Raw genomic sequence first — 18,626 nt, 5'->3', positions numbered from 1 at the left:
CAGGCGCAATCCCTGTTATTCATCAAGGCTGCGCGAGCGCCTGCTCCAGCACTGTCAGCACTTTATTGATCTGCTGTATCTGCAATCCACCAAATCCAAAAAACATAACAGCATCGCTGTTTTCTTTGCGCCATGCGGCTTCTGATCCATTTTCTATATCCGGCAGAGTGTCGAAACGGATCCCAGCCAACAGGCAGCTTTGTTGCAACCTGGCGATGAATTCGGTATGTCTGGCAATGCGTAACGAGAGGTGCAGACCTGCCGTTGCGCCAGCGATTTTCCCTTCGGGAAACAGAGTGGACAGGCCATCGCGTAACAGAGTGAGGCGCGTCGCATAGCTGCAGGCCAGCTTGCTGATATGCGTATAAAAAACCTGATTTTGCATCAGTTCGGCTAAAAATTGCTGCAACAACCACTGACTGCCGTTGTTATTGAGCGCTTTCATATTCTGTACCGCCGGAAGCAGTTCATCAGGGCAAATAAGATAGCCAAGCCGTGCGCCTGGCCCCAGCGTTTTAGAAAATGTCCCCATATAGATAACCCGGTTGTGATAATCCATGGCTTTCAGCGCGGGAAGGGGATTGTCCCCATAGGTAAAAACGGCATCGTAATCGTCTTCAATGATGTAAGCGCCGACGCGTTGCGCCCACGTTAATAATGACTGACGGCGCTCCAGCGAAAGCACACTTCCCATCGGATACTGATGAGCTGGAGTAACATAACAAAGCTGGGTTTCATATTCGGGTAAATTATCTGTTTGCAGCCCGTGGTTATCTACGGCAATTGACGTAATGTCTGCACCGTAATAATTAAAAAGATGCCATGCGCCAGAATAACAAGGGGATTCGGTCACCATATGGCACTTTTTTTGCTGACTGACAGCATGATGAATAATAAATATTTGGCTGAGCAGTGATAATCCTTCCTGAATCCCGTTGGTAATGATGATGTTCTCTGCTCGGGTATTAATTCCGCGGGATAAATTAAGGTATCTGACCAGTTGCTCACGTAGTGAAAATAATCCATTTGGTGAATGATACCGGGTAAATAATTGTTCTTTAAGTATGCTTGGAGCATTATTCCATTTCCGCCAGCTTGACCAGGGAAAAGCGTTGGGGTCGGGGACGCCCATCCGGCAGTAGCACTCTCGTCCAGGCTCGGCGTAAACATCGGTAGATACCCCGGCAGCTTTAGGTTTTACCGGTGGAGAGCCTTGGGTCACGGGCACATGAGTTGGGGTTATACGTACAGGCGTGGTGAATATCACTTCATAGCCAATGCCGTGTCGGCTCTTGATTAACCCAGCCGCCATCAGCTTATCATAGGCCATCACTACCGTTATTTTAGCAACGTGCAATACCTGAGCCTGCTCGCGAATAGAGGGGAGTTTGTCTCCACAAAGCAAATCACCCTGCTGAATTGCCTGGAAATAAAATTGAAATATCTGCAGTTGCAGCGGAGTACGGCTTTCTCTATTGAGCGTCAGTGTTAGCATAAGAAATTCCTTATTTACAGATGGTCACTATATTACGAATTTCTGATCTTTACTATTTGACCCACCTCATAGAGTGGATGCTGTTCCTATAATCTGCTTTCGCTGTCTCTATTTTTGATTTTTATTATCCCTTAGCGTGTCGCTATTAAAAAATGGAGGCAAGCATGTCGTGGATAAGAAAGAACGCATTGTGGTGCGCATTCGTCGGGGCGGTAGTAATGGCCTTGGCTATTTGGGGAACGTGGCAAGGCGTTCATTACACCAGTACCACCGAATTTTGTTTATCGTGTCACTCGATGCGCACGGCTGGAGAGGAATATAAAACCAGCGTGCATTTTCGCAACGCGTCTGGCGTGCGGGCTGAGTGTCAGGATTGTCATATTCCACCGGGCGTTGTTCCAACGCTTATTCGTAAAACTGAAGCCTTAAACGATCTCTATCACACCTTTATTTCTCCTTCTATCGACACTCCGGAAAAGTTTGCTGCCAAACGCTCGGAGCTCGCCCAACGGGAGTGGGCGCGCATGAGCGCGAATAATTCAGCGGCGTGTAAATCCTGCCATAGCTATGAGGCAATGGATCACGGCAAGCAATCGGCAAATGCGGCGGCGCAAATGACCGCGGCGGCAGCAAAAGACAGTAACTGTATCGATTGCCACAAAGGAATAGCCCATCACAAACCCGATATGAGCAGCGGTTTTCGCGATCGCTTTAAGCAGCTACAGCGTCAGGGAGATACGCCAACGGATGCGTCCACACTGTTCTCATTAAGCGAAAAATCATTGGCGGCAACGGCAGAAAGTCCGGCAGGGAAGGCGCTGTTATTTCCCGCCACCGAGGCCAAGGTGCTGAAAAAAGAAGGCAGTAATGTCCAGCTCGAAATTACGGGCTGGCGTGAAAGCAAAGGGCGTGGACGGGTGATCACCCAGTATATGGGGAAACGCGTTTTCTCCGCCGTGCTCGATGAGCCCCTGATGGCGAACGTAAAAGTGCTACAAACCCAGGTCGATCCTGATTCACATCAGGAATGGCAGCAGGTGAGCGTCACTGCCTGGACCACCGATCAGGACTTTATCAGCACACTTGCGCCAATCTGGGAGTACTCAGATCAAATGCTGCAATCCACCTGTAGCGCCTGTCATAGCACTCCTCCTACGACCCGATATACCGCTAATGGCTGGATCGCTGGATTGAAAGCCATGTCGACCTATTACCGGCTTAATCCGGTGGAGGAACGTACGTTGTTGAAATACCTCCAGACCCACGCCAGCGATGTGTCTGACACCAACAAAAAGTAAGGATAATGTATGGATTTTCATGACTTTAATCCGTCCCGCCGCCGTTTTCTCAGCGGTATGTTGGCGGTGGGTGCTGCCAGCGCACTGGCGCCTAATCCGCTGATATCAAAAGTGTGGGCAGCGGGGGAAAATCCCGAACAGTGGATTCAATCAGGTTCGCACTATGGCGCTTTTGAAGCCAAAGTGGTCAACGGTGAGTGGACCGAAACCCGTCCGTTCAAACATGACAAATATCCCTGCGATATGCTGAACGCGGTGCGTGAAGTGGTCTACAACCCGTCGCGGGTGCGCTACCCGATGGTGCGTCTGGACTGGCTGCTTAAACGTGAGGAGTCGGATCGCAGCCAGCGCGGAGATAACCGTTTTGTACGGGTCAGTTGGGATCAGGCGCTGGATTTGTTGTACGAAGAGCTGGAGCGGGTGCAAAAAACTTATGGTTCATCAGGCGTATTTACCGGGCTTGCTGACTGGCAAATGGTAGGCAAATACCATAAAGCGGGCGGGGCGATGGACCGGGGACTTGGTCTGCATGGTAGCTATGTGACAACTGTCGGCGACTATTCTGCGGCAGCGGCCCAGGTCATTTTACCGCATGTGATTGGTTCACTGGAAGTTTATGAGCAGCAGACGTCACTCCCGCTGGTGATTCAAAACAGCAATACCATCGTGTTGTGGGGTTGCGATCCGATCAAGAACTTGCAGATCGAGTTTTTGGTTCCCGATCACGATGCATTTGGCTACTGGCAGCAGATTAAAGAGGCGGTAGCGCAGAATAAGATGCGCGTTATCAGCGTTGATCCAGTGCGTAGCAAATCTCAAAACTATCTTGGCTGCGAGCAATTGGCGTTGCGGCCACAAACCGATGTCGCGTTAATGCTGGCACTGGCGCATACCCTGTACGAAGAAAAACTGTACGACACGGCGTTTATTACCGATTACACCGTCGGCTTTGAACAGTTTTTACCGTACCTGCTGGGCGAGAGTGATAAACAGCCGAAAAATGCCGAATGGGCGGCAGAAATCTGCGGGCTGACAGCAGAGCAGATCCGAGACTTCGCCCGCCTGTTGGTGAAAGGCCGGACACAGTTTATGGGTGGTTGGTGCGTACAACGCATGCACCACGGTGAGCAGTATCCGTGGATGCTGGTGGTACTGGCCAGCATGGTCGGTCAAATTGGTTTGCCCGGCGGCGGGGTCGGATTTGGCTGGCACTATAACGGCGGTGGAACGGTAACATCGACCGGGCCAGTGCTCTCCGGGCTGGGGAGTATTACTAATCCCCCGCAGGCGAAGTACAAAGCGGATTTTCGCGGCGCATCGGAGCATATCCCCACTTCGCGTATCGTTGACTGCCTGCTTGCGCCAGGCAACAAGATTGCCTTCAACGGTGAGACGTTAACGTATCCTGACATCAAAATGGCGATCTACAGTGCGGCCAATCCATTCCATGCGCAGCAGGACAGGAACCGCATGATCGACGCGTGGAAAAAGCTGGAAACCGTGGTGGTGTTAGAGCACCAATGGACCGCGTCGTGCCGTTTTGCCGATATCGTTCTGCCTGTGACCACCCGTTTTGAACGTAACGATATTGAGCAGTTCGGCACGCATTCGAATAAAGGGCTGATGGCGCTGCATCAGATTGTTAAACCGCAATACGAAGCGCGGCATGATTTTGACATCTTTGCCGGGCTGTGTAAGCGATTTGATAAGGAAGCGGTGTACCGTGAAAACCGGAATGAAATGCAGTGGATACAGGCGCTTTATGACGAAGGTGTGAAGATGGGGGCGTCGCTCGGTGTTACCTTACCGGACTTCACAACGTTCTGGCAGGGTGACGGATATATTGAATATCCGCCGGGTCAGCCGTGGGTACGTCACGGCGAGTTTCGTGAGCAGCCAGACCTGAATCCGCTGGGAACGCCGTCAGGTCTTATTGAAATCTACAGCAAAACCATCGCGGGCTTTGCCTATGAGGATTGTCCGGGGCATCCGGTGTGGATGGAACCCTTTGAGCGTACCCATAGCGGCAAAAAAGATAAATACCCGCTACATCTGCAATCCTGCCATCCGGATAAACGTCTGCACTCGCAGTTGTGCTCGAGCGAGGCGTTTCGCAACACCTATGCGGTTGCCGGAAGAGAACCGCTTTATATCAGCGCGCAGGATGCCACCACCCGTGGCTTAAAAGCCGGTGATATTGCTCGTGTCTTCAACGACCGTGGCCAGGTGCTGGCTGGGGTCGTGATTAGTCCGGATTTTACTCCTGGCGTAATCCGCATTCATGAAGGGGCCTGGTATTCCCCGCAGGAAGGGGGGAAAGCCGGGACGTTATGCACCTATGGCGACCCGAACGTGCTGAGTGCGGATATCGGTACTTCACAGCTGGCCCAGGGGCCTTCAGCACATACCGTGCTGGTGGAGGTCGAGCGTTATCAGCAGAAAGCCCCGCAGGTGACGGCTTTCGGTGGTCCGCAGATTGTGAAAGAGGAGGGGACCAGTGCAGCATAATCAAATTCATCAGCAGCGGGCGGCTGTGTACCAGTGGTTTTCGCAACTGTTATTTCGTGAGCTGGATGAAAAACAGCTCGCCAGTCTGGAAAATGGCAATAGCCAGGCATGGATTGCCTCACTCGAGGCGATCCCCGGATTATCTGCCAATGTTAAACGTTTTGAGCGTAGCCTGGGCCGGGTTCTGCGGCGCGACTCCCGACAGCTTGAGTTGGCCGCAGATTTTGCCTCGTTGTTTCTGCTGGCCCCGCCGGCTAGTGTTTCTCCCTATGCGGGGCACTATCCACACACGACGGCGGCAGAAGAACGTCTGCAAATGAATGTGCTGCTGGTTGAGCAAGGGCTGGCGGCGCGGGAGAATGAACCCTCCGATCATATTGCCGTACAGTTGGCATTAATGGCGAGGATGGTTGCTAAAGAGGAGAAATTCTCCGCGCAGTATTACTTTTTGCATCATCATATTCTGTGCTGGGCACCGTTATTTCGCGACGCTTGTCTGGTGCGGGATAACGAGGGGTTTTATCCTCAGGCGGTTAATCTGATAGTGCGTTTTATGCAAGAGGATGAACAGTATCTGGAGTCGCTGCTGATGGATGATTTTTATTTCAGCAGTCAGCGCTGAAAATGACAAAGGGACAGCCTGCGCTGGCGGAGGTAAAGAACAGGCTATCTCGGAGAAAGAGTTCCGTTCACCTCATGTTCATCGTTTCTCTGAAATCCGGATTCCTGTGAACGTGTAAAGGGCGTTCTCCGCCACGCCCTTTACAATCCCGGCTCCCGGCGGGAAAATTGTTGCTACGCAATACCCTCCGCTTATTCCTCCAGGCTATCGGGCCGGGCGCGAGGAAGCGTCCTTGCAAAGCGCGCCCTGAGCCAGCATCCATGCTGGCTCTCCCGGCCTTACGGAAACACGTCGGCAATTTTCAGCCGGACCAGCCCACACCTAACCACCTGTATTTTTATTTGAATATATCTGAACAGCAAAACAAATTTAACTGGAAGTCAGAGCTGTGCAGCGGTGACCACGGTCCGGCTGAAAATCGATGAGGCGTTGACGGCTGACCGGGCTGCCCGCAGGGATGCGGGCAGAGGGGACGGCCTGCAGGGATGCAGGCTCGGCACCGACCCGGCAGGCAGACGACATAAGACGAATAACTCGCGTAGCGACGATTTTCCCGCCGGGAGCCTGGGTTGCAAGGGAGGCGGCGGTGAGCCTCCCTTGCACGTTCACGGGTATCTGCGCTTCAGAGAAATGATGAGCATGAGGTGAACGTAACCCTGAGCCGGAATCACATGTTCACCATATATGCTTAAAAGACGAGCTGTCCCTTATCGTCAGCGAGCGGTAGAAAATTAATCTGCGCGGCCCATATAGCGACGTTCTTCGATATGAATACGGATTTTTTCACCCGCACTCAGATACTCAGGAACCTGGATCACCAGACCGGTGCTCAGGGTTGCTGGCTTGTTGCGCGCACTCGCTGAAGCACCTTTAATACCCGGTGAGGTTTCAACGATTTCCAGGTCTACGGTCTGCGGCAGTTCAAGCGCCAGCAGTTGGCCGTCCCAGGTCAGTACCTGCATATCCGGCATACCGCCTTCCGGCATGAACAGCAGCTCTTCTTCAATCTGGTCTTTGGTGAAGGTATACGGGGTATAGTCTTCTTTATCCATAAAGATGTATTCGTTGCCATCGACGTAGGAGAAATCAACCCCGCGGCGGCTCAGGGTGACGGTATCCACGATATCGTCGCCTTTGAAGCGTTCTTCAACTTTCAGACCGGTACGCACATCAGAAAAACGCATTTTGTACAGCGTAGCTGCACCACGTGCAGACGGTGATTGAATATCGATATCTTTTACAATCAGCAGCTTGCCGTTGTAGTTCAGTACCATACCTTTTTTAATTTCGTTCGCTCTTGGCATCGAAAAAATCCTGTAGTGAGGAGTGTCTAAAATATCGCGTAAAACTACTCGCGCCGGGGCATTCAGGCAAGCGGAATTCATGCTTTTGCTGGTGCCAAAAAGGTGGTACTGTGCGCTTCCCGCACAATCCGATGGTTTACGATAAAGAGAGTACTGTATGGAATGCCGTCCGGATTGTGGTGCATGCTGCACCGCGCCTTCAATCTCCAGTCCCATCCCTGGCATGCCTGATGGCAAACCTGCTAATACGCCATGCGTTCAGCTGGATGAATCCCTGCGTTGCAAAATTTTTGCTTCGCCGCTACGACCAAAAGTGTGCGGCGGTTTACAGCCCAGTGCGGAAATGTGCGGACAGACGACGCACCAGGCCATGGTATATCTCATCGAGCTTGAAGCGCTGACCGCGCCTTAAACGTCCTTGATGCGCGCCAGGCACACAACGGTGGCGACGATCATCACCAGCGCAAACCAGAACACCGCGTGATAGTTCCAGATTTCAGCGGCAATCCCTGCCAGCGATCCGGCAATAATCCAGCCCACGCGAATGGTATTCGTATACAGGGTCGTTGCTGAGCCTGCCTGTCCTGGCATCAGATCCTGGAAATAGAGCATGCCAATCCCGCCGAGGATGCCGATGTAAATCGCGTTCAGCAGCTGTAAGCCAAGTAATATCGCCGGAGAGTGAGCCAGCAGCATACCGGCATAAAAGAAGAACCCGGCGACGACAGCAATTCTCATCAACAGACGTTTGCCCAGACGCTTTGCAAAATAGCCAGCAATCAACATGGTCGGGATTTCCAGTCCGGCTGCGGTACCCATCATGATGCCAGCCAGTTTTTCCGGCAGATGCAGTTCGTTGATGATAAACAGCGGCATATTAATGATATAGAGACTATTAGTGCCCCACATTAATGTGCAGATAACAAACAGCAGCAGCGTGTCGCGTCGATTGCGGCGTGGGGCCTCAACTGCGCCTGTTGCGAGCGGCACGTTTTTACTCATCGAGGGTAAAAATAACCAGACCATTACGCCGCAGACAACAAACGCCACCGCTGCGCTGAGATACATCACCGTAAAGCTGAACCCCATGGCCAGCGCGTAGGCCAGCGGTGGGCCAATTACCCAGGCCAGCGAAACCTGCGCACGTAATATTGAGCTGAACATGACGGCTTCCCGACCTGTGCGATCGGCGTGTTCACGGGCGAGAGCAAACATTTGCGGGTTGGCAGTCGATCCAAAGCTGCTGAGGAATACCCCGATAAACAGCAGAATAAAATAGTTACGGTTCCAGGCGAACAGCACGCAGGCCAGCATCCCCAGCACGCAGCAAAACACAATCAGGTTTTTGCGATCGCCTTTTTTATCCGAGCGCCCGGCCAGAAACTGACTCACCAAAATGCCGATCACGGCGCTGCCGGTAAAAAAGAACCCGACCATGCCGGGACGGGCATGGACTTCATCCGTCAGAAAAAGGCTAAGCGTTGGCGTCTGCAACGCACCGGCGATACCCGTCAGAAATGCGACAAGCAGGAACGCCGAAGACGTTAAATCAAACGCCTTGGGTGTGGCGGCTACGGGGGTGTTATGCATGTTTTGATATCAATGATGTGAAGAGACGCGGAGTTTACGCCGCTTGTCAGAAAATAAACAGGGAGCCAAATCAAAATCGGCATCAAAAATCAAAATAGCATTTCAGTCAAAGAATGCTGTTTGCTGACGTTGCTGAATCTGACAAGCTGACGCCGTTTTTCCGTCAGCAGTTTTTTCTCCCTCGCAGAGAAAATGTGCGTTATCTCTAAATTCAGCAAGTAATTTGTCAACTTTACTTGTGTGCTGAAGAAAAAAGAGCAAGACTTCTTGAAACGTTTCAGCGTCATCTCGCCATAACTGATGGAGTCAGGTGACGCCTTTTTTCTCATGTTAGCTGAATCGTTTCAAATCAGCGGGAGAGGAGAACCATGTTCCAGTTATCTGTTCAGGATATTCACCCGGGCGAACAGGCCGGGAATAAAGAAGAGGCTATTCGCCAGGTTGCCGCTGCCTTAGTGCAGGCGGGTAACGTCGCGGAAGGCTACGTCGATGGCATGCTGGCGCGCGAACAACAGACGTCCACGTTCCTCGGCAACGGTATTGCGATTCCTCACGGTACGACGGACACGCGCGATCAGGTGCTGAAAACCGGTGTGCAGGTTTTTCAGTTTCCGCAGGGCGTGACCTGGGGCGAAGGGCAGGTTGCTTATGTGGCAATCGGCATCGCCGCAAGCTCTGATGAACACCTCGGTTTACTGCGTCAGCTGACACACGTGCTGAGCGATGACTCCGTCGCTGAACAGCTGAAATCTGCGACCACGGCGGAAGAACTGCGTGCGCTGCTGATGGGCGAAAAGCAAAGCGAACAGCTGAAGCTTGATAACGAAACGCTGTCGCTGGATGTCGTGGCCAACTCGCTGGTGACGCTGCAGGCACTCAACGCGGCACGACTGAAAGAAGTCGGTGCGGTTGACGCCACCTTTGTGGCCAGAGCAATCAATGAGCAGCCGATGAATCTCGGTCAGGGGATCTGGCTGAATGACTGTGCTGAAGGCAACGTGCGTAGCGCTGTTGCGGTCAGCCGTGCAGCAACAACATTCGATGTAGAAGGTGAAGCGGCAGCCCTGCTGGTGACCGTCGCCATGAATGACGATCAACCGGTTGCCGTGCTGAAGCGCCTTGGCGATCTGCTGCTGAATAATAAAGCTGACCGTTTGTTGAAAGCCGATGCGGCAACGGTGCTGGCGCTGCTGACCAGCGATGACGCCTTAACTGATGATGTACTGAGCGCCGAATTTATTGTGCGCAATGAGCATGGTTTACATGCCCGCCCGGGCACCATGCTGGTGAATACGATTAAACAATTTAACAGTGAAATTACCGTGACAAATCTTGATGGAACCGGCAAACCGGCGAATGGACGCAGTCTGATGAAAGTTGTGGCATTAGGTGTGAAAAAAGGACATCACCTGCGCTTTACCGCACAGGGCGAAGATGCTGAACAGGCGCTGAAGGCGATTGGCGAAGCCATCGCGGCAGGTCTGGGGGAGGGCGCGTAATGAGCAGACGTGTTGCGACTATCACCCTTAACCCGGCTTACGACCTGGTGGGTTTTTGCCCGGAAATTGAACGCGGTGAAGTGAACCTGGTTAAAACTACCGGTCTGCACGCGGCAGGGAAAGGAATTAACGTCGCTAAGGTTTTGAAGGATTTAGGTATCGATGTCACTGTGGGCGGCTTCTTGGGTAAAGACAACCAGGATGGTTTTCAGCAGTTGTTCAGCGAGCTGGGTATTGCCAACCGTTTTCAGGTTGTACAAGGGCGTACCCGTATCAACGTCAAACTGACCGAAAAAGACGGTGAAGTATCTGACTTTAATTTCTCCGGCTTTGAAGTCACCCCGGGTGACTGGGAACGCTTTGTGAATGACTCGCTGAGCTGGCTGGGCCAGTTCGACATGGTGTGCGTCAGCGGCAGTTTGCCGACCGGCGTGAGCCCGGAAGCCTTCACCGACTGGATGACGCGCCTGCGCAGTCAGTGTCCTTGCATTATCTTTGATAGTAGTCGTGAAGCGTTGGTGGCGGGTCTGAAAGCGGCACCGTGGCTGGTGAAACCAAACCGTCGTGAGCTGGAAATCTGGGCAGGCCGCAAACTGCCGGAAATGAAAGATGTGATTGATGCGGCGCATGCGCTGCGCGAGCAGGGTATTGCTCACGTGGTGATTTCACTCGGCGCGGAAGGTGCGCTGTGGGTTAACGCTTCAGGTGAGTGGATTGCTAAACCGCCGTCAGTTGAGGTGGTCAGCACCGTCGGCGCGGGTGATTCAATGGTTGGCGGTCTGATTTACGGCCTGCTGATGCGTGAGTCCAGTGAACATACCCTGCGTCTTGCGACGGCTGTTGCCGCCCTGGCAGTAAGCCAAAGCAATGTAGGCATTACCGATCGTCCTCAGTTGGCCGCAATGATGGCGCGTGTCGACTTAAAACCGTTTAACTGACAGCAGGAGAGGCATAATGAAAACGCTGCTGATTATTGACGCTAATCTCGGCCAGGCTCGCGCTTACATGGCGAAAACCCTGCTTGGAGCGGCGGCACAGAAAGCACATCTGGAAATTATTGATAATCCGAATGATGCCGAACTGGCAATTGTTCTGGGCGATACGCTTCCTGCCGACAGTTCGCTGAACGGCAAAAAAGTCTGGCTGGGCGACATTGGTCGTGCGGTTGCGCACCCTGAACTGTTCCTCAGCGAAGCGAAGGGCCATGCAAAACCTTACAGTGCCCCGGTTGCAACAGCACCTGTGGCCAGCAGTGGTCCAAAACGCGTGGTGGCAGTGACGGCGTGTCCGACCGGTGTTGCTCATACGTTTATGGCTGCTGAAGCGATTGAAACAGAAGCGAAAAAACGTGGCTGGTGGGTGAAGGTTGAAACTCGAGGTTCTGTTGGCGCAGGCAATGCCATTACGCCGGAAGAAGTGGCTCAGGCGGATCTGGTGATTGTGGCAGCTGACATTGAAGTTGATCTGGCGAAGTTTGCCGGCAAACCGATGTACCGCACCTCTACGGGTCTTGCGTTGAAGAAAACCAAGCAGGAGCTGGACAAAGCGCTGGAAGAAGCAACACCGTACCAGCCAACCGGTAAAGCGCAGACTTCAGCAACCGAAAGTAAGAAAGAGAGCGCGGGGGCATATCGTCACCTGCTGACGGGCGTCTCTTACATGCTGCCGATGGTGGTTGCTGGCGGTCTGTGTATTGCACTCTCGTTCGCTTTTGGTATCGAAGCGTTTAAAGAGCAGGGTACGCTGGCGGCGGCGCTGATGCAGATTGGCGGTGGTTCAGCTTTTGCGCTGATGGTGCCGGTTCTGGCAGGTTATATCGCGTTTTCCATCGCTGACCGTCCTGGTCTGACGCCGGGTCTTATCGGCGGTATGCTGGCGGTGAGCACCGGTTCCGGCTTTATTGGCGGGATTATTGCCGGTTTCCTTGCCGGTTATGTGGCGAAGCTTATCAGCACGAAGTTGAAACTCCCGCAGAGTATGGAAGCGCTGAAACCGATCCTGATCATTCCGCTGTTCTCAAGCCTGGTGGTTGGTCTGGCCATGATTTACCTGATCGGCAAACCGGTGGCTGGCATTCTGGAAGGTCTGACCCACTGGCTGCAAACCATGGGTACGGCGAATGCGGTGCTGCTTGGAGCGATTCTTGGCGGCATGATGTGTACCGATATGGGTGGTCCGGTTAACAAGGCGGCGTATGCTTTCGGTGTGGGTCTGCTGAGTACGCAAACTTATGCGCCGATGGCGGCCATCATGGCGGCAGGTATGGTTCCCCCGCTGGCTCTGGGTTTAGCAACGCTGGTTGCGCGCCGTAAGTTCGACAAAGCTCAGCAGGAAGGTGGCAAAGCTGCGCTGGTACTGGGCCTGTGCTTTATCACCGAAGGGGCTATTCCATTCGCAGCCCGTGACCCGATGCGCGTTCTGCCTTGCTGTATCGTTGGTGGTGCGATTACCGGTGCTATTTCGATGGCAGTGGGTGCGAAGCTGATGGCGCCACACGGCGGGCTTTTCGTCCTGTTAATTCCAGGTGCAATTACGCCGGTACTGGGCTACCTGCTGGCCATTATTGCCGGTACGCTGGTAGCCGGTCTCTCCTACGCGGTGCTGAAGAGCCCGGAAGATGAGGTTGTGGCAAAAGCGGCATGATTTAATGCTGACATCAGGGGCAGAGATTTCTCTGCCCCTTTTTTTATCGATTAACTGCTGCCTGAAGATAGATATGTAAAACGGTTCAGGCAATCATTGGCGCTATGATAAAACCAAAGGCAACGCCAGCAATGATCCCACCCAGTCCTGGCAGCATAAACGGATGGTTTAAGACATACTTGCCCACGCGTGTTGTCCCTGTGGTGTCGAACTCCATTGCCGCCAGCGAAGTCGGGTATGTTGGTAGAACAAACACCCCAGTTACCGCCACATAGGAGGCCAGAATCGCCCATGTAGGTACGCCGAGCGCAACGGCCAGAGGGATAATCAGCGGCGTTGTGGCGCCTTGCGAGTAGAGAAGCGCGCAGGTACCAAACAGCACCAGCGCCAACAGCATCGGATAAGCCCGTAGAATATCGCCTGCGATATCCTTAATCTCCGCTAAGTGGGCATCAATGAAGGTCGTTCCCAATGTAACAATCCCGAGAATGACGGCCAGTGAACTCATCCCTGCTCGAAATGTGGAGGTCAGGACAATAGCATCGGTTGATGTTTTGCATAACACCACCATCAGGCAAGCGGCAGATAGCATACAAATAATGATGATATCCCGGGTATTCATTGGGTTGCCGGCATCAAATCCGGGGCGTAGCTGCGGGCAGGCGGCAAGAATAACGATGACGACCGTTGCCAACATGAACAGGGCGACTGAGAGTTTGGCACCCGGTACAGTGCTGTTTTGCCCTTCATATTTACGCACCAACCCTTTTTGCAGGCGTTCAAGATAGACTTCATCATCTTGTAGCTCGCATCCCTGACGTGAGGCGATAAAAGCGGCGGCCATCGCGGCAACAAACGAAGCTGGCAGACATACCGCCATAACCTGGATAAAGGTGACACCGTTGCCTTCCATAATGGTCAGCATCGCCGCCATTGCGGCACTGATCGGCGAACCGGATATCGCCACCTGAGAGGCGACCACGGAGCCGGCGAGCGTACGAGAAGGGCGGATACCGGACTCTTTGGCGACTTCGGCAATCACCGGTAGGGTAGAAAATACAATGAACCCTGTTCCGGCCATAATGGTCATCGACCAGGTGATAATCGGTGCAATAATATTGATATATTTAGGATTACGCCGCATGAAATTACCGGCTACGCGAACCAGATAATCCATACCTCCGGCGGCCTGTAGCGCCGATGCTGCCACGACAACTGTCATAATAATGAGAATAACGTCAACGGGGGGCGAACCAATTTGTAGATCAAATCCCAACGTTAAAATAGCCAGCCCCAGCCCGCCGCATAAACCGATACCTATTCCGCCGAGGCGGATACCAAAAAATATTGCACCCAACACGACGATAATTTCTAACCAAACCATAATGGCCTCCGCCAGAGAATAATTTGTTATTAAAATAAGTGTTTGTTTAATGCTTTATTAAACTGGTGACGGCTGTTATTGCGCCAGAAGATGATGTTTGCCAACCCGCTTTTCGTACCATTTAATACCGGCGCGTACTAATGAACCGGTTGAGTCAATATATTTATCTGGTGAGTTTTTGACTGCGTTGGCAAGAATGACGGGGACTTCAGTACATCCCAGTACAATGACTTCTGCACCGCGTGAAAAGAGCATTTCAGCCTGTTCATTCATCAGCGTTTGTGCCCGCTTAAGATCGCCGGCTTTTAAGCAATAAATACTATCCATGACTTTTTCCTGACCGGATGAATCAGGGCTGACACAGGTTAAGCCAAGAGATTCTATGCCTTTTTGGTAGAGTCCCATGTAAAGGGTGGCGTTGGTAGCAAGTAAACCGATACGTGATTTTCCGCAGTTTTTGACTTCATCCATGGTGGTTTCAACGATACTGAGTAACTCTGTATGACAGCACTCTTTTAATTCATTAAACCAAAAGTGGGCAGTATTACAGGGGATCACAATACACTCCGCACCAGCATCTTCCAGTTTATGCATATAATCACGCATTGCCGGAAGTGGGGAATGACCATGATGCATTAACGCATCAGTTCGATCTGGAATATCAGGGATGGATGAAATAATTAATGGGATATGTTCCTGATCGCGTTGCGCTGAGGTAAAGGTGACGAATTTATTAAAAAGATCGACGGTTGCAGCAGGTCCCATACCACCAAGTACGCCAATTAAACCTTTCACAATATATACCTCTATTACCGATATTTAATATCAGGGCTGGTGTGTGTCTGGTGTCTATGTTTAACAGCAGTGTGTCGTGAGGAGAAATGCAATAATGTATGGTTCAATGCAAAAACTGCATGGGTGCAGTTTCTTTTGCCACCTCAGCAGGCCAGTAATCAGGCAGATGCCTGAAATTCCGCGGCGATAAGCTGTCGTGGTCGATGGGTAAAGAAACAGGTTAATGTCAAAAACGAAGGTGTTATGCAAAAAACGAATCAACAGATGCTGATGTTGAATATCATCTCTGGGCATATTCAGGCATGATGCTTAAGACTAATTGACATATTTAAACATCCGCGTGACAGGCATGAAAAATATCGAGACAAAATGGTTATATGACTTTTTGACGCTGGAAGCGTGTCGTCATTTTTCCCAGGCAGCGGAGGAGCGCAACCTATCCCAACCGGCATTTAGCCGGCGGATCAAGGCGCTCGAATCCGCCGTTGGGGTGTTGCTGTTTGACCGTACGACGAGTCCACTGCAGCTGACGGAGGAGGGTAAGTTATTCCATTCGCAGACCCGTAGCCTGCTGCAACAGCTGGAATGTAACTTAGATGAGCTTAGTGGTCACAACCTGCTTGGCGTTCCCAATATCAAAATAGCGGCAGCGCATTCTCTGTCGCTGACGATGTTGCCCAGATTAGTACATTCAATGTCAGCATGGGGTGAGGAGTTTGTATACCACGTCGAAGCGATTGACGTAGTCCAGGCAGTGAATACGCTGCGCGAGGGGAAAAGTGATTTCATTATCTCCTTTCGCGATGAAGACTTAATGCAGTCACCTTTCTGCGGCTTGAAGGTGTTTGAGTCTGAGCTGTATCCCGTCTGTGCTGCGGATTCACAGGGTAAGGCGTTGTTTGATATCTATCAGCCGCAGGTGCCGATACTGAACTATACCAGCACATCCTACATGGGAAGATTGGTTAACCGTCACCTGGCGGAGGTGGGTAGTATTTCGGCGCGTACGCTGTTTATGTCTTCGATGAGTGAGCTATTGAAGAATATGGCATTGGATGGGCATGGTATTGCCTGGCTGCCAGCGTGGACGATCGTGAACGAACTACGGGATAAACGCCTGGTTTGTCTGGACACGCCGGAGTTGATGGTGCCTATTCAGGCCTATATTTATAGAATGGATACCCGCCTGAATAAAACGGCTGAGCACTTCTGGCGGATTTTGTACAACCATATGCCAGAGGATCTGGTTTCGCTTAGTTGATACGCGCCAGTTCGCCTGGCGCGTCTGAAAAACCTTCGGTTATAACCAAAGATGCTTTTTAACCTGATCAATTTGTGTACTACCTCTCATTTTCTCTCTCCCTGACAAACTGTATCTATAAAAAATTGTGATTCTGTTCATATCTATCGACGTTATAGCTTGTGAATGGATTTACTTTGTCAAAAACACGCCTACTATGAACATATGTTTGATAGCGAACATGTGCTCTAATAACCTGATGTGTGGCGTTGGTTATTTTTAACGAACTCATTTGTGGCAAATTAATTGCCAGGGGACGTGCTATGCGTGAAAAGGAATACATCGTGACGATTGGCTCGGCCAATATGGATGTTGCTGGGTATTCGCATGCTTCTCTAAATTATGCGGATTCGAATCCAGGTAAGATAAAATTCACTCCCGGTGGCGTTGGACGCAATATCGCACATAATCTCGCGCTGCTGGGTAAAAATTCTTGGTTGCTAACAGCGGTTGGTAACGATTTTTATGGTCAATCATTATTGGCACAAACTAATCAATCAGGAGTACATGTCGACAAGTGTCTTATCGTTTCCGGAGAGAATACATCCAGTTATTTATCGCTGCTTGATAATACCGGTGAAATGCTGGTGGCTATTAATGATATGAGTATCACAGAGCATATTTCAGAAGAGTTTTTATCACAGCATTTTGATTTTATTAGGCAGGCAAAAGTCATTATCGCCGATTGCAATATCAGCGAAGACGCTCTGGCATGGGTACTGGAAAACGCCGGAGATGTTCCGGTGTTTGTTGACCCGGTGTCGGCCTGGAAGTGCGTAAAAATTCGCGGCCGCCTTGCAAAAATTCACACCCTCAAACCAAACCGCCTTGAAGCCGAAACGCTCAGCGGTATTGCGCTTTCTGGGCGTGATGACGTTAGCAAAGTCGCCGCGTGGTTTCATGATCGCGGCTTAAACCGGCTGGTGCTCAGCATGGGCGGCGACGGCGTTTATTACAGTGATATTGCGGGGAGTTGTGGTTGGTCGCTCCCCATTAAAACTCGCGTCATTAATGTCACAGGGGCTGGTGATGCGATGATGGCTGGACTGGCCGCCTGCTGGGTAGACGGCATGCCCTTTATTGATTCGGTTCGATTTGCGCAGGGGTGTTCATCAATGGCATTAGCCTGTGAATATACCAATAACCCTGATTTGTCTGTTGCGAATGTTAGCTCAATAGTGGAGAACACAGAATGTCTGAATTAACTCTTTCCTCTGAATTATTACAAATATCACCAGAAGTCCAGGAAGCATTAAACAGTAAAAAACCGATTGTTGCGCTTGAGTCAACCATTATTTCTCATGGAATGCCATTTCCGCAGAATGCTCAGACAGCGATTGAAGTAGAAGAAACTATTCGTAAGCACGGCGCTGTTCCTGCGACCATTGCCATTATCGGCGGAATAATGAAAGTAGGTTTAAGTAAAGATGAAATTGAATTGCTTGGACGAGAAGGACATAGCGTTACGAAAGTAAGTCGTCGTGATTTGCCATTTGTGGTCGCGGCAGGGAAAAATGGTGCCACCACCGTTGCCTCTACGATGATTATTGCCGCGCTGGCTGGAATTAAAGTATTTGCGACCGGGGGAATTGGTGGCGTTCATCGTGGTGCTGAACATACGTTTGATATTTCCGCGGATCTGCAGGAACTGGCACATACCAATGTCACGGTAATTTGTGCTGGTGCTAAATCTATTCTGGATCTTGGCTTAACGACTGAATATTTAGAAACCTTTGGCGTGCCGTTAATTGGATATCGAACCCAAGCGTTACCGGCATTTTTCTGTCGTACCAGTCCGTTTGAAGTCAGTATCCGTCTGGACAGCGCTAAAGAGATTGCCCGCGCGATGGCGGTGAAATGGCAAACGGGTCTTAATGGAGGCCTGGTTGTCGCTAATCCAATCCCGGAGCAGTTTGCCATGGCAGAAGAAAAAATTAATGCGGCAATAGATCAGGCGGTAAAAGAAGCGGAAGAGCAGGGCGTCGTGGGTAAAGAAAGTACGCCGTTCCTGCTGGCGCGAGTTGCGGAGCTGACCGGTGGCGACAGCCTGAAATCAAATATTCAACTGGTGTTCAACAACGCAGTGCTGGCCTGTGAAATTGCGAAGGAGTATCAACGCCTCGCCTGACAGAATTTCCCGGGCAGAATGCGGTCGCCCGCGAATATCAAACCTACCAAAACCTGGCGA

General features: G+C 51.4%; 15 protein-coding genes. 10 read left to right on the top strand and 5 right to left on the bottom strand.

The genetic code is table 11. The annotated features are described in order from the left end of the window. Nucleotides 1-22: 22 nt before the first annotated feature. Nucleotides 23-1,495: a MocR-like pyridoxine biosynthesis transcription factor PdxR gene (pdxR, locus tag OGV89_RS08565; protein WP_046670085.1), complete on the bottom strand. Its 1,473-nt coding sequence runs from the start codon at nucleotides 1,493-1,495 to the stop codon at nucleotides 23-25. Between the two features lie 164 nt (nucleotides 1,496-1,659). Here pdxR and torC point away from each other — a divergent pair, with 164 nt between their 5' ends. The 3 genes from torC to torD are packed head-to-tail and all read left to right on the top strand — an operon-like array spanning nucleotide 1,660 to nucleotide 5,923. Next, nucleotides 1,660-2,793: a pentaheme c-type cytochrome TorC gene (torC, locus tag OGV89_RS08560; RefSeq protein WP_046670084.1), complete on the top strand. Its 1,134-nt coding sequence runs from the start codon at nucleotides 1,660-1,662 to the stop codon at nucleotides 2,791-2,793. A 9-nt stretch (nucleotides 2,794-2,802) separates the two neighbouring features. Further along, a complete protein-coding gene (gene torA, locus OGV89_RS08555) occupies nucleotides 2,803-5,301 on the top strand; it encodes a trimethylamine-N-oxide reductase TorA (protein ID WP_286558513.1) in 2,499 nt (832 codons plus the stop codon). After that, nucleotides 5,291-5,923 (top strand): molecular chaperone TorD, encoded by a 633-nt coding sequence (gene torD, locus OGV89_RS08550; protein ID WP_003840076.1) that lies wholly within the window; start codon nucleotides 5,291-5,293, stop codon nucleotides 5,921-5,923. Before torA ends, torD begins: the two co-directional genes overlap by 11 nt. Before the next feature lie 731 nt (nucleotides 5,924-6,654). On the opposite strand, the gene yeiP is transcribed toward torD, so the two are convergent. Then, nucleotides 6,655-7,227 (bottom strand): elongation factor P-like protein YeiP, encoded by a 573-nt coding sequence (gene yeiP, locus OGV89_RS08545; RefSeq protein ID WP_003027452.1) that lies wholly within the window; start codon nucleotides 7,225-7,227, stop codon nucleotides 6,655-6,657. Nucleotides 7,228-7,384: 157 nt separating this feature from the next. Between yeiP and OGV89_RS08540 the strand changes: the two genes are divergently transcribed. Beyond that, nucleotides 7,385-7,639, top strand: coding sequence for a YkgJ family cysteine cluster protein (locus tag OGV89_RS08540; RefSeq protein WP_003027451.1), 255 nt, complete (start codon nucleotides 7,385-7,387; stop codon nucleotides 7,637-7,639). On the opposite strand, the gene setB is transcribed toward OGV89_RS08540, so the two are convergent. Further along, nucleotides 7,636-8,817, bottom strand: a complete 1,182-nt coding sequence (gene setB / locus OGV89_RS08535; RefSeq protein ID WP_016150664.1) for a sugar efflux transporter SetB — start codon at nucleotides 8,815-8,817, stop codon at nucleotides 7,636-7,638. The two genes, OGV89_RS08540 and setB, sit on opposite strands and share 4 nt — an antisense overlap. A 368-nt stretch (nucleotides 8,818-9,185) precedes the next feature. Here setB and fruB point away from each other — a divergent pair, with 368 nt between their 5' ends. The 3 genes from fruB to fruA are packed head-to-tail and all read left to right on the top strand — an operon-like array spanning nucleotide 9,186 to nucleotide 12,959. Beyond that, the gene (gene fruB, locus OGV89_RS08530) at nucleotides 9,186-10,316 is read left to right on the top strand and encodes a fused PTS fructose transporter subunit IIA/HPr protein (RefSeq protein WP_044711441.1); all 1,131 of its coding nucleotides are present in this window, start codon (nucleotides 9,186-9,188) and stop codon (nucleotides 10,314-10,316) included. After that, nucleotides 10,316-11,254 carry a 1-phosphofructokinase gene (gene fruK, locus OGV89_RS08525; RefSeq protein WP_200002862.1) on the top strand — a complete coding sequence of 313 codons (939 nt, stop codon included), beginning with the start codon at nucleotides 10,316-10,318 and terminating at the stop codon, nucleotides 11,252-11,254. Before fruB ends, fruK begins: the two co-directional genes overlap by 1 nt. Nucleotides 11,255-11,270: 16 nt before the next feature. Continuing rightward, nucleotides 11,271-12,959 (top strand): PTS fructose transporter subunit IIBC, encoded by a 1,689-nt coding sequence (gene fruA / locus OGV89_RS08520; RefSeq protein ID WP_286558511.1) that lies wholly within the window; start codon nucleotides 11,271-11,273, stop codon nucleotides 12,957-12,959. Nucleotides 12,960-13,044: 85 nt separating this feature from the next. On the opposite strand, the gene OGV89_RS08515 is transcribed toward fruA, so the two are convergent. Together OGV89_RS08515 and cuyB are read right to left on the bottom strand one after the other, a co-directional pair. Further along, nucleotides 13,045-14,343, bottom strand: a complete 1,299-nt coding sequence (locus tag OGV89_RS08515) for an anaerobic C4-dicarboxylate transporter (RefSeq protein ID WP_003845167.1) — start codon at nucleotides 14,341-14,343, stop codon at nucleotides 13,045-13,047. Between the two features lie 75 nt (nucleotides 14,344-14,418). Next, a complete protein-coding gene (gene cuyB / locus OGV89_RS08510; RefSeq protein WP_200002860.1) occupies nucleotides 14,419-15,138 on the bottom strand; it encodes a cysteate racemase in 720 nt (239 codons plus the stop codon). A gap of 349 nt (nucleotides 15,139-15,487) precedes the next feature. Here cuyB and hypT point away from each other — a divergent pair, with 349 nt between their 5' ends. From hypT to OGV89_RS08495, 3 genes are all read left to right on the top strand, one after another. Further along, a complete protein-coding gene (gene hypT, locus OGV89_RS08505) occupies nucleotides 15,488-16,399 on the top strand; it encodes a hypochlorite stress DNA-binding transcriptional regulator HypT (RefSeq protein ID WP_003840090.1) in 912 nt (303 codons plus the stop codon). 302 nt (nucleotides 16,400-16,701) lie between these two features. Further along, on the top strand, nucleotides 16,702-17,643 hold the full coding sequence (locus tag OGV89_RS08500; RefSeq protein WP_060854731.1) for a pseudouridine kinase: 942 nt from the start codon (nucleotides 16,702-16,704) through the stop codon (nucleotides 17,641-17,643). Beyond that, on the top strand, nucleotides 17,631-18,566 hold the full coding sequence (locus OGV89_RS08495) for a pseudouridine-5'-phosphate glycosidase (RefSeq protein ID WP_003840093.1): 936 nt from the start codon (nucleotides 17,631-17,633) through the stop codon (nucleotides 18,564-18,566). Before OGV89_RS08500 ends, OGV89_RS08495 begins: the two co-directional genes overlap by 13 nt. Nucleotides 18,567-18,626 lie beyond the last annotated feature (60 nt).

The sequence above is a fragment of the Citrobacter sp. Cf125 genome (assembly GCF_030333935.1).
GTDB lineage: Bacteria > Pseudomonadota > Gammaproteobacteria > Enterobacterales > Enterobacteriaceae > Citrobacter > Citrobacter freundii.
Note: the sequence above shows the minus strand (reverse complement) of the source record. Positions and strands in the feature narration are given on the sequence as shown.